General features: G+C 70.0%; 6 protein-coding genes. 4 read left to right on the top strand and 2 right to left on the bottom strand.

Features of this window, described 5'->3' with window-relative positions; all coding sequences use genetic code 11:
• Positions 1–7,896: non-ribosomal peptide synthetase (locus tag FJV41_RS43560; protein ID WP_141648542.1), on the top strand; the 7,896-nt coding region annotated here is incomplete at its 5' end.
• A gap of 181 nt (positions 7,897–8,077) precedes the next feature.
• The gene (locus FJV41_RS43555) at positions 8,078–8,299 is read left to right on the top strand and encodes an MbtH family protein (RefSeq protein ID WP_141648541.1); all 222 of its coding nucleotides are present in this window, start codon (positions 8,078–8,080) and stop codon (positions 8,297–8,299) included.
• Between the two features lie 67 nt (positions 8,300–8,366).
• Here FJV41_RS43555 and fruA read toward each other — a convergent pair whose 3' ends face one another.
• The gene (fruA, locus tag FJV41_RS43550; RefSeq protein WP_141648540.1) at positions 8,367–9,056 is read right to left on the bottom strand and encodes a response regulator transcription factor FruA; all 690 of its coding nucleotides are present in this window, start codon (positions 9,054–9,056) and stop codon (positions 8,367–8,369) included.
• Between the two features lie 521 nt (positions 9,057–9,577).
• Here fruA and FJV41_RS43545 point away from each other — a divergent pair.
• Positions 9,578–10,342: an RDD family protein gene (locus FJV41_RS43545; protein ID WP_141648539.1), complete on the top strand. Its 765-nt coding sequence runs from the start codon at positions 9,578–9,580 to the stop codon at positions 10,340–10,342.
• Positions 10,343–10,344: 2 nt separating this feature from the next.
• Entirely contained in the window at positions 10,345–11,331 is a 987-nt protein-coding gene (locus FJV41_RS43540) for a stage II sporulation protein M (protein WP_141648538.1), read from the top strand.
• On the opposite strand, the gene FJV41_RS43535 is transcribed toward FJV41_RS43540, so the two are convergent.
• Positions 11,271–11,774: a J domain-containing protein gene (locus tag FJV41_RS43535; protein WP_141648537.1), complete on the bottom strand. Its 504-nt coding sequence runs from the start codon at positions 11,772–11,774 to the stop codon at positions 11,271–11,273. The genes FJV41_RS43540 and FJV41_RS43535 overlap by 61 nt on opposite strands.
• Between the last annotated feature and the right edge of the window lie 202 nt (positions 11,775–11,976).

Below are 11,976 nucleotides of genomic sequence, written 5' to 3'. Positions count from 1 at the left end.
AATCCCTTCAGCCCCTCCCCCGGCGCGCGCCTCTACCTCACCGGTGACAAGGCTCGCTGGCTTCCCGACGGCACTCTCGAATTCCTCGGCCGCATCGACGACCAGGTGAAGCTGCGCGGCTTCCGCATCGAGCTCGGTGAAGTCGAAACAGCGCTCCTCCTCCACCCCTCCGTCCACCAGGCCGTCGCCACCGTCCGTACCGAAGCCGCTGGCGACAAGCGCCTCATCGCCTACGTCGTCGCCGACTCCAGCGACACCATCGACGTCGCGGCCCTGCGCGAGTCGCTCAAGCGACGCCTGCCCGAGCACATGGTGCCTTCCGCCATCGCCGTGCTCGCCACGCTCCCCCTCACGCCCAACGGCAAGGTGGACCGCAACGCGCTGCCCTCGCCCGACGTGGAGAGCCTGCGCGGCGACACGGCGTTCACCGCGCCTCGCACGCCCGTGGAGGAGAAGCTGGCGGAGCTGTTCGCGACGGTGCTGAAGCTGGCTCGCGTCAGCGTCACGGACAACTTCTTCGAGATGGGCGGCCACTCGCTGCTCGCCACCCAGGTGACGTCGCGCATCCGCTCCGCCTTCGCGGTGGAGCTGCCGGTGAGAGACCTCTTCGAGGCCCCCACCGTCGCCGCGCTGGCCCAGCGGGTCGACACCGCCCTGCGCACCGGCGCGACGACGACGGCGCCGCCCATCGAGCGCGCGCCGCGCGAGGGCAAGCTGCCCCTGTCGTTCTCGCAGCAGCGCGTGTGGTTCCTGGACCAGCTCGAGCCGGGCAGCCCCGCGTTCAACATCCCGACGGCGCTGGTGCTCTCCGGTGTGCTGGACGTGGAAGTGCTGCGTCGGACGCTGGAAGCCGTCGTGCACCGTCACGAGGCCCTGCGCACCACGTTCCACACGGAGTCGGAGGGCCCCGTGCAGGTCATCCACGCCCCCTCGCCGTTCGAGCTGCCCGTCATCGACCTGCGCCACCTCTCCGCCGAGCAGCGAGACCTCGAGGCCCGACGTCACGCGGGCGAACACTCGATGTATTCGTTCGACCTGAGCACCGGGCCGCTGCTGCGCGCCGCCGTGCTGGTGCTGGAGGACCAGGAGCACCTGCTGCTGCTCAACGTCCACCACATCGTCTCCGACGGCTGGTCCATCAGCGTCGTCGTCCGTGAGATGGCGCTCCTGTACGGTGACTTCCAGGCCGGCCGCGTGCCGAACCTCCCCGAGCTGCCACTCCAGTACGCGGACTTCGCCGCGTGGCAGCGCCGCTGGCTGGACGGTGCTGAGCTGGACCGTCAGCTCACCTGGTGGCAGCGACAGCTCGATGGAGCTCCCCAGGATCTGGAGCTGCCCACCGACCGGCCGCGCGCGCACCTGTCGCGGCCTCGCGGCGGCCTGTTGCCCCTCGTGGTGCCTCCCGCGCTGGCGGTGGCCATCGAGACCTTCTGCCACCGTGAAGGCATCACCCCCTTCATGTTCTTCCTGGCGGCGTTCCAGCTCGTCCTGTCGCGCTACTCCGGTCAGGACGACATCTCCGTGGGCTCGCCGGTGGCGGGACGCAACCGCGCGGAGCTGGAGGGCCTGGTCGGCTACTTCCTCAACACGCTGGTCCTCCGCACGCGCCTGGATGGAGACCCGACGGTGCGCGAGCTGCTGGGCCGCGTGCGCGAGACGGCGCTCGGCGCCTACGCACACCAGCACCTGCCCTTCGAGCAGCTCCAGCCCCTGCGTGACCTCCAGCAGTCGCCGCTGTTCCGCGTGATGTTCATCCTCCAGAACACACCGGACGCGACGGCCTCACTGCCGGGCCTGACGCTGCGTCCGGGCCCCGACGAGGACCATGTCGCCAAGTTCGACATCACGCTTTCCATGGGACGAAACGCCGCGGGCTTCACGGGCGAATTCAACTACCAGGCGGACCTCTACGACGCGTCCACCATCGAGCGGATGATCCGGCACTTCCGGGCGCTCGTGGAGCTGCTCGTCTCCGCCCCCGAGCGTCGCCTCTCCTCGCTCACCCTGCTCTCCGGCGAGGAGCGTCTGCGGCAGCTCGTGACGTGGAACGACACGCGCGCGGACTTCCCCGAGGCCTGCGTACACGTGCTCTTCGAGGCCCAGGTCCACCGCGCTCCCAACGCGCTGGCGGCCTCCTTCGAGGGCACCCAGCTCACCTATGCCCAGTTGAACGAGCGGGCCAACCAGCTCGCCCATGTGCTGCGCCGTCACGGCGTCGGCCCCGAGGTCCGCGTCGCGCTCGGCGTGGAGCGCTCGCTGGATGTCGTGGTGGGCCTGCTCGGCATCCTCAAGGCGGGCGGCGCCTGGGTGCCCGTGGATCCGCTGCTGCCGCGCGAGCGCCTGTCCTTCCTGCTCGACGACAGCGGTGCCGCGCTGCTGCTGACACAGTCCCCGCTCGTGGACCGCTTCCCCGAGCCGCACCGCGCCCGTGCCCTGTGCCTGGACACCGCGCACGAGGCCCTGGCGCGCGAGAGCACCGAGGCGCCCGTCACCGGCGTCACTCCCGGCAACCTCGCGTACGTGCTCTACACCTCCGGCAGCACGGGCCAGCCCAAGGGCACGGCGGTGGAGCACCGGAGCGTGGCCAACCTCGTCACGCACGAGGCCACGGCCTACGGCATCGGTCCGGGCGAGCGCGTGCTCCAGTTCGCCAACCTCTCCTTCGACCTGTCCGTGGAGGAGATCTTCACCACGCTGACCTCGGGCGCCACGCTGGTGCTCGCGCCGCTGGAGAAGGTGATGCCGGGCGCGCCGCTGCACGCCCTGCTGCGAGAGCAGGCGCTCACTGTCATCAGCCTCACGCCCGCGGCGCTGGCCGCCACGCCCGCCGACGCGCTGCCCGCGCTGCGGACGGTCATCTCCGGCGGCGAGGCCCTGCCCTCGGACGTCGTCGCACGGTGGGCCCCGGGTCGCCGGTTCCTCAACACCTACGGCCCCACGGAGGCCACCGTCGTGGCCACGCTCGGACAGGTCGTCGCGGATGACAGCCACGTGCCCTCCATCGGCAGGCCCCTGGCCAACGTGCGCGTCTACGTGCTCGACGCACGCGGCGAGCCGGTGCCGGTGGGCGTCAAGGGTGAGCTGTACCTGGGCGGAGTCGGCGTGGCCCGAGGCTACGCGGGCAGGCCCGCGCTCACCGCCGAGCGCTTCATCCCGGATGCGTACTCCGAGGTGCCCGGCGCTCGGCTGTACCGCACCGGCGACGTGGTGCGCTGGCGCGACGACGGCACGCTGGAGTTCGTCGGCCGCGTGGACGCGCAGGTGAAGGTGCGTGGCTTCCGCATCGAGCTGGGTGAAGTCGAGGCCGCGCTGGCCCGGCACCCGGCGGTGCGCGAGGCCGTGGTGGTGGCTCGCGAGGATGGACCTGGCGGCAAGCGCCTCATCGCCTACGCCGTGGCGCGCGAGGGTGTGCCCACCGACGGAGCGACGCTGCGCTCGGCGCTGAAGGACGCGCTGCCCGAGTACATGGTGCCCACGGTGGTGATGGTGCTGGACGCGCTGCCGTTGACCTCGAACGGCAAGGTGGACCGCAAGGCCCTGCCCGCGCCGGACATGAGCAACGTCAGCGGGCGGCCCGACTTCGTGGGGCCTCGCACACCCACGGAGGCGCGGCTGGGCACCATCTGGTGCGCGGTGCTCGAAGTGGAGCGCGTGGGCATCCACGACAACTTCTTCGAGCTGGGCGGGCACTCGCTGATGGCGACCCAGGCCATCAGTCGCATGCGCGCGGTGTTCAAGGTGGAGCTGCCGCTGAGGGACTTGTTCGACACGCCCGACCTGGCGGCACTGGCGCAGCGCGTGGACCTCGCGGTGCAGCAGGGCCAGGGTCTGGAGATTCCGCCGCTGGTCCCCGTGGCGCGCACGGGCGATCTGCCGGCGTCGTTCGCCCAGCAGCGCCTGTGGTTCCTCGACCAGCTCGAGCCGAACAGCGCCTTCTACAACATCCCCGCCACCGTGCGGCTGGAGGGCGCGCTGAACGTGGACGCGATGAGCCGGGCCGTCAACGAGTTGCTCCGTCGGCACGAGTCCCTGCGCACGTCCATCCTGAGCAACAACGGTCAGCCCATCCAGGTCATCCATCCGCACGAGCCCGCCGCGCTGATCGTGCTGGACCTGAGTGCGCTGGAGCCCGAGGCCCGCGAGGCCGAGGCGCGTCGCGCGGTCACCGAGGAGACTCAGCGTCCGTTCAACCTGACGGACCGCTCGCTCCTGCGCGTCCGGCTGCTGAAGCTCGGCGCCGAGGACCACGTGCTGCTGATGTCCATGCACCACATCGTCTCGGATGGTTGGTCCATGGGTCTGCTCATCAACGAGCTGGCCTCCGCGTACACGTCCTTCGCCCGGGGACTGCCGCTCACGCTGCCGGACCTGCCGCTCCAGTATGCGGACTACTCCGCGTGGCAGCGCAGTTGGCTGAAGGGCGACGTGCTCGACAGGCAGGTGGCCTGGTGGCGCAAACATCTGCTGAACGCGCCCCCGGCGCTGGAGCTGCCCACGGACTTCGCCCGTCCGGCGGTCAGCAGCTTCAAGGGTGACATGGTGGGCGTCACCATGCCGCGCGGCCTCCAGGATGCGGTGCAGACCCTGGCGCGCCGCGAGGGCGCCACGACGTTCATGGTGCTGCTCGCCGCCTTCCAGACCCTGCTGTGGCGCTACTCCGGTCAGGACGACATCAGCATCGGCTCTCCCATCGCCGGCCGGCGCCACTCCGACCTCGAGAAGCTCATCGGCTTCTTCGCCAACACGCTCGTGCTGCGCACGCAGCTGTCCGAGCACCAGACGTTCCGCGAGCTGCTCGGCCGCGTACGTGAAGCGACGCTGGATGCGTACGCGCACCAGGACGTTCCGTTCGAGAAGCTGGTAGAGGAGCTCCAGCCCGAGCGCAGCCTCAACCGCACGCCGCTGTTCCAGGTGCTGTTCGTCCTCCAGAACGTCAACAAGGAGACCTACGACTCCGCGGGCCTCCGCATGTCGGCGATGGAGGCCACCAGCGGCACGGCCAAGTTCGACCTGACGCTCTCCCTGTTCGAGTCGCCGCAGGGCTTCGCCGGCTACCTGGAGTACGCCTCCGACCTCTTCACGCGAGAGACGGCGGAGCGGATGGTGGGGGCGCTCCAGCACCTGCTCGAAGGCGCCGTCTCCCAGCCGGACCTGACGCTGGGCCGGCTGCCCCTGCTCGCGGACGCCGAGCGTCAGCAGGTCGTCGAGGGCTTCAACGCCGCGGTGGACCCGACCTACGTGCCGGGCCTGATGCACCGCTGGGTGGAGGCCCAGGTGTCGCGCACACCGGACCGCGTGGCCGTGACGGATGGCACCCGCTCACTCACCTACGCGCAGCTCGACGCGCGGGCCAACCAGCTCGCCCATCACCTCATCGCGCTCGGCGTGCCCGTCAATGGCACGGTGGGCCTGTGCCTGGAGCGCGCGAGCCTGGACATGCCCGTCGCGGTTCTGGCCACGCTCAAGGCGGGCGCCGCCTTCCTCCCGTTGGACCCGAGCTACCCGGCGGACCGACTGGCCCTGATGCTGGAGGACACCGGCGCGCCCGTCGTCCTCGCGCACTCGGCGCTCGTCTCCGCGCTGCCTCCGGGATTGACGGCGCGAGTGCTCCGACTCGAGGAGGAGACGTCCGTCGCCTCGCGGCCGACGCACTCGCCCGACGTGGACATGTCGCCGGAGACGAACTGCTACTTCGTCTACACCTCCGGCAGCACGGGCCGGCCCAAGGGCATCGTCATGTCCCACCGCGCGGTGGGCAACATGCTGTGGTGGCTGATGAAGCGCGCGGTGAAGCCGGACGCGACGACGCTCCAGTTCGCGTCGCTCAACTTCGACGTGTCGTTCCAGGAGCTGTTCGGCACCTGGTTCCTGGGTGGCAAGGTGCTGCTCATCAACGGCTCGCTGCGCCAGGACCCGCCCGCCATGCTACGCTACATGCGCGAGCACCGCGTGGAGCGGCTGTTCCTGCCCTTCGTCGCCCTCCAGGCGATGTGCGACGCGGCGCTCACGGAGAAGGAGCTTCCACCGCTGGGTGAAATCATCACCGCCGGCGAGCAGCTCCAGGTGACGCCCGCGCTGCTCGCGTTCTTCGACCGGCTGCCGGAGTGCACGCTGGAGAACCAGTACGGCCCGTCGGAAGCGCACGTCGTCACCGCGTGGCGCGCACCCGCGGACCGCAAGCGCTGGCCGGCGCTGCCCCCGGTGGGCTCGCCGGTCACCAACGTGCAGCTCTACGTGTTGGACCCGCACGGCGCGCCCTGCCCCATCGGCGTCGCGGGCGAGGTCTACGTCGGTGGCGCCAACGTGGCCCACGGCTACCACGGCCGCCCGGACCTGACGTCGGACCGGTTCCCGCCGAACTTCATGGGCGGCGCTTCCGGCTCGCGGCTGTACCGCACGGGCGACAAGGCCCGGTGGCTGGCGGATGGCAACCTGGAGTTCCTCGGCCGCCTGGACAGCCAGGTGAAGCTGCGAGGCTTCCGCATCGAGCTGGGCGAGGTGGAAGTGGCCCTGCGCGCGCTGCCCCAGGTGCGCGACGCGGTGGCCATCGTCCGCGAGGATGTCGCGGGAGATCGCCGCCTCGTCGGCTACGTGGTGCTGCCGGCCGACGCGCCGTGGAGCACCGAGGAGGCCCGTCAGGTCCTTCGCGAGAAGCTGCCCGAGTACATGGTGCCGTCCATCTTCGTGCGTCTGGAGGCGCTGCCGCTGATGCCCACCGGCAAGGTGGCGCGCGGCGCGCTGCCTCCTCCGGACGAGGAGAGCCTGCGTGGCACCACGCCGTTCTCCGCGCCTCGCACGCCACTGGAGGAGCTGCTGGCCGGGGCCTTCGCGGAGGTGCTGCGCACGCCTCGCGTGAGCATCACCGACAACTTCTTCTCGCTCGGTGGACACTCGCTGCTGGCCACGCAGGTCGTCTCCCGCGTGCGCGCGGTGCTGGGCGTGGAGCTGCCGCTGCGCGCCCTCTTCGAGGCCCCCACCGTCGAGTCGCTCGCCCTGCTGCTCGAGCGCGCCCAGGAGGCGCTGAAGGCCCAGGACACACGCCCCAAGGCGACGGCCCGTCCTGCCACGCCCACCTGGTCGCCGCTCGTCACGCTGCGCCCGGGCACCGATGCGCGACGCGTGCTCCACGTCATCCACGGAATGGATGGCCGGGTGGACGGCTACGCGGAGCTCGCGAACCACGCCCCCGAGGGCTGGAGCGTCGTCGGAATCCAGGCCCGCGGTCTGGAGGAGGGCCGCGCCCCGCTCGAGTCCGTGGAGGCGATGGCCACGCTCTACGTGGAAGCCCTGCGTGCCTCCGCGCCCCAGGGGCCGTACCGGCTCGCGGGCCCGGGAATGGGCGCGCTGGTGGCGTGGGAGATGGCACAGCAACTCCAGCGCGAAGGCCATGCCGTGGAGCTGCTGCTCATCGAGCCGCTCCCCGCGGAGCCGGATGCCAGCACGGCGGCCACCACGGCCGGCGCGCAGGGGGCGCTGTTCGCGAAGCTGCTCGCCGCCCAGGCGGGCATCGAAGCCCCGGCGCTGCCCTCGGCGCTCACCAACAGCAAGGACGCGGAGCCGCTGCTCGCGCACCTGCATGCCGAAGGCGCGAAGACGGGCCTGCTGCCGGAAGCGCTCTCGCTCGCGGAGCTGCACGTGCACTTCAAGGTCTTCGCCAGCCACCTGCGCGCGGCGAGGCGCTACCTTCCTGAGCCCACCGAGGGCGCGGTGCGGCTGCTGCGCGCGACGGAGGCTCCGGAGCGGGATGGGGACGCGCTCGACGGAGGCTGGGGCGAGCTGGCCGAGGGCGGCCTCGAGCTCCACGAGTCCCCCGGAGACGCCGTCTCCGTGCTGCGCGCACCGCACGTCACGCGGTGGTTGAAGCAGCTGTTCGACCTGGAAGGTCGGGAGTCATGACGGGCCACCTTCACGACAGGCGGTGGCTCGCTCTCGCACCAGGACGCATGGTCGCGGGAAGGACAGCCTGTCGGAGCAGTGTTCCAGCAGGGGGGTCGGTAGGCATCCGCCTACTTCTGGCGGTCTTGACCCCTTTTCCTGGGATGTGAACAAGATGCAGCCACTTTCAGGAGTCACTCACATGGCGGACGAGCGCGAGGACACGACGATCTACAAGGTCGTCGTCAACCACGAGGAGCAGTATTCCATCTGGCCGGCGGACCGGGAGAACGCGCCGGGCTGGAAGGACGCGGGCAAGCAGGGCCTGAAGGCCGAGTGCCTCGAGCACATCAAGCAGGTGTGGACGGACATGCGTCCGCTGAGCCTGCGCAAGAAGATGGAAGAGCAGGCGCTGAAGAACTGAAGTGACGGGCGCCCCGCCCGACGGACCCTGGTGAATTCACTGGGGTCCGAGGGCGGGGGTCAACGTCTCAGAGGTCCGGCGGCGGACGAACCCCCAGATGGCAGGCGCGCAACGCCAGCTGGGTGCGGTTCTCGGCCCCAAGCTTCCGGTAGAGCTGGGTGACGTGCGACTTGACGGTGCGCTCGGCGATTTGAAGATGTGCGGCGATCTTCAAGTTGTCCGCGCCCCCGGCCACATACGCCAGGACCTCGCGCTCGCGCTGAGTGAGCGCCAGCAGGACACTCGCGGTGGGTGACGTGACGGGCGGGTGCTCGAAGTCGTTGCGCAACAACTGCACCGGGAAGAGCCGCTCACCTCGCACCAGCGAGTTGATGGCCGAGGACACGGCGGACGTGCCGAGCCCCTTCCGGAAGAGGTAGCCGGAGGCACCCTCGTCGAAGCACTGGGAGATGATCTCCGGAGCACTCACGGCCGAGAGGAGCAACATGCGCACCTCCAGCCGACGCTTGCGTGCCTCGCGCAGCAGGTTGATGCCTTCGGTCACCGAGCAGCCCACGGCCGCTTCGCTATCTCCTTCCACATCCATCACCGCCACTTGTGGCGGATCGGTTCCCAGCCCATCGAGAAAGAGTCGCACGTCCCTCGTCACCGAGGTCACGGCAACACCCTCGCCGCGAAGACCGTCGGCGAGGCTTTCCCACGCCGCCCACGGTCCTTCGAGAATGGATACACGGATCGCTGCTTGATTAGTTGCCATGCGAAGGCCCCCCAGCCGCCATGGCGAAACAACTTGGACTGCAGTGTTGACTGCTTCCGACCTCCGGACAGCTCAGGCCAGCGGGAAGAGGCTTCCAGGTCGTGCGTGCACGTCCGCTGAACCACTCCGGGATCGGCCCATCGATGTAAGACCCGACTCCCTGACTGCTTTCAACTACCCACGACTCGCGACGTCCTTCCGGGCTCCACCTCCGCTGGAGCCAGCTCCAGGTTCAACGCCACGAATACCCTAACACCGGGAAAGCGCAGAGGCGAAGGCGCCCCTGGCGCGAGTGTCAAGTGTGCGCGAATCGGATTGGATTCGGGCACCGCGTCCGTTGGTTCGTCATCGCTGTCACGTCCATGACAGCCTTTTCCGTCCAACAGCCGATACCCGCCGTCCCCCGTCGTGGGTCCGGATGTCCACCACGCAACACCCCTCTGAGCCTGGATTAGCCAGACAGCCGGGTCGCAACAGGTGGGAGATGGTACGGCGGGCGGCGTGTATGCTGGGTAGCGGACATGAGTACCGCTTCGACTCCGCACCTCGCCGTGGCCACGCCGGAACGCGTGGCGCTCTCCCTGCCCGTGGCCGGCATCGGCTACCGGTGCCTCGCGTGGCTGGTGGACGCCAGCCTTCTCTTCTTCTTCTGGGTGGTGGCGTACTTCGTCTTCACGCTGCTGGTGTCGGACGTGCTCGGCGTCTTCCAGGGGCTGTCGGGCGCGGGCCAGACGTTGCTGGTGGTGGGCATCTTCGCCACACAGTGGCTGTACTGGACGCTGGGCGAGGTCTTCTTCCATGGGCAGACACCGGGCAAGCGGGCGCTGCGCATCCGCGTGGTGCGCCTGGATGGCTCGCCAGTGGGCCTCTACGAGAGCGCGGTGCGCAACCTGTGCCGCGCGGTGGACTTCCTGCCGGGTGTCTATGCCGCAGGCTGCATCAGCATGCTGCTGACGCCGCAGCACCGACGCCTGGGTGACCTGCTGGCCGGAACGGTGCTGGTGCGCGAGGAGCGCATCGACCTGGACAAGTACACCGCGACGAGGGCGCCCGAAGCCGGCGCCCCGGGTCCGAAAGCCACACGGGCGCTGACGCCGGACGAGGTGGAGCTGGTGCTGGCCTTCCTCACGCGCGCGCCCGGTTTGCACGCCGACGTCCGGAGGAGGATGGGGACGAAGCTGGTGGAGAAGCTGGGCGGGCTGACGTCCGAGGAGCAGGTCACGGTGCTCGCGTCGGCCGAGGCCACCGAGGCGTTCCTGCGGGCCCACGTTCAGGTGGAGCGCTAGAGATGGCCGTTGCCCTGCCGGCCTTCGTCGCCAGCCACCGTGGAAGCTGGGACTCCCTGGAGGCACTGCTCACGCGCCAACGCGAGGGCACCCTGACGCTGGAGGAGCTGCGCACGCTGGACACGCTGTATCGCCGCGCCGCCTCGGACCTGGCGCATGCGCAGACGTTCTACCCGGGCACCGACGCGCACCGCTTCCTCAACCAGCTCTGCGCGCGCGCCTACGCCGCCATCTACCAACCCCCGCGCGAGCGCTGGGCCTCGGTGCGAGCCTTCTTCCGCCGCGAGTTCCCTCAGACGCTGCGCCGGGAGCTGCGCTACGTGGGCGCCAGCGCCGCGCTGTTCATCCTGGGCCTGCTGCTGGGCGCGCTGGTGGTGCTGTGGGAGCCTCGGGGCGCGGAGCTGCTCGTGCCCGCGGGCGTCCGTCAGTACGTGGCCCAGGGCCGCATGTGGACGGACGACATCCTGTCCGTGGCGCCGCCCAACTCGGTGTCGTCGGGCATCGCCACCAACAACCTCACCGTCACCATCCTCACCTTCGCCATGGGCCTGTTCTACGGGCTGGGGACGGTGTTCATCCTGGTGAACAACGGCGTTCAGATTGGCGCCATCGCCGCGCTGTGCGCCCGCGAGGGGATGCTGGGGAGGCTGATGGACTTCATCTCCGCACACGGCCCGGTGGAGCTGTCCGTCATCGTCATCGCGGGCGGAGCGGGGCTGATGGTGGGCCAGTCACTCATCGACCCGGGGGAGCTGCCCCGGGGACAGGCACTGGCCCTGCGCGGGCGGGAAGCGGTGAAGCTGGTGCTGGGGTGCGCGCCCTTCCTCGCCCTCATCGGCGTGGTGGAGGGCTACGTGTCCCCGGGCGACTTGTTCCCCACCTGGGCGAAGGCGGCGCTCGGCCTGGCCCTGGGGGGATTGTTCTGGGGCTACCTGCTGCGCGCGGGCAGCGCGGAGGCGGAGACGGTGCCGGAGGTCAGGGCGTCCTGACGCTTGTGCTGCTGGTGGCGGAGGATGCGCTCATAGGCCACGTTCAGCTCGCGCATCTTCTCCACGGAGCCGCCCCGGTCCGGGTGCCGCTCCAGCGCCAGCGCGTGGTAGCGCGCACGGACCTTCTCCGCCGAGTCCAGGGGCGAGACGCCCAGGAGCTGGTACGGGTCCTGGTCCTCGATGGCGGACAGCCAGCGCTCCAGCCGGTCCTTCACCTCGATGAAGCGCTCATCCTGGGCGCCGGTGTCCTTCACCGGGTGGGTGCGCACCTTCGCGTCCGCGCGGAGCACGTCCGTGTAGGTACTGCTGACCCAGCGGTGGCAGCCGGAACACCGGTAGTAGCGAACCCGGTTCCCCATCTGAAGGGTCATCCGGATGCCGCAGTGGGTGCACTCCACCTCCACGTTCTCCAGGGTCCGCCAGCTCGAAACCGCAGTGTTCATCAGCACTTGCTCCCGTCAGCAACACGCCTGTAGCACCGCCAAACTCCCATGTCGGGAGATCGCGTCAAGAAAATCTCCACGGGCGCGGCTGCTCCAGGCACCCGGCTTTCGGGTTAGATAGGGGCCCATGAGCCCCCTGCTCGTCGCCGGACTGCTGCTCGTCGCCGCCGCTCCGGCCCGGACGCCCGCGCCCGCCACCAGC

This window comes from Myxococcus llanfairpwllgwyngyllgogerychwyrndrobwllllantysiliogogogochensis (assembly GCF_006636215.1).
GTDB lineage: Bacteria > Myxococcota > Myxococcia > Myxococcales > Myxococcaceae > Myxococcus > Myxococcus llanfairpwllgwyngyllgogerychwyrndrobwllllantysiliogogogochensis.
Note: the sequence above shows the minus strand (reverse complement) of the source record. Positions and strands in the feature narration are given on the sequence as shown.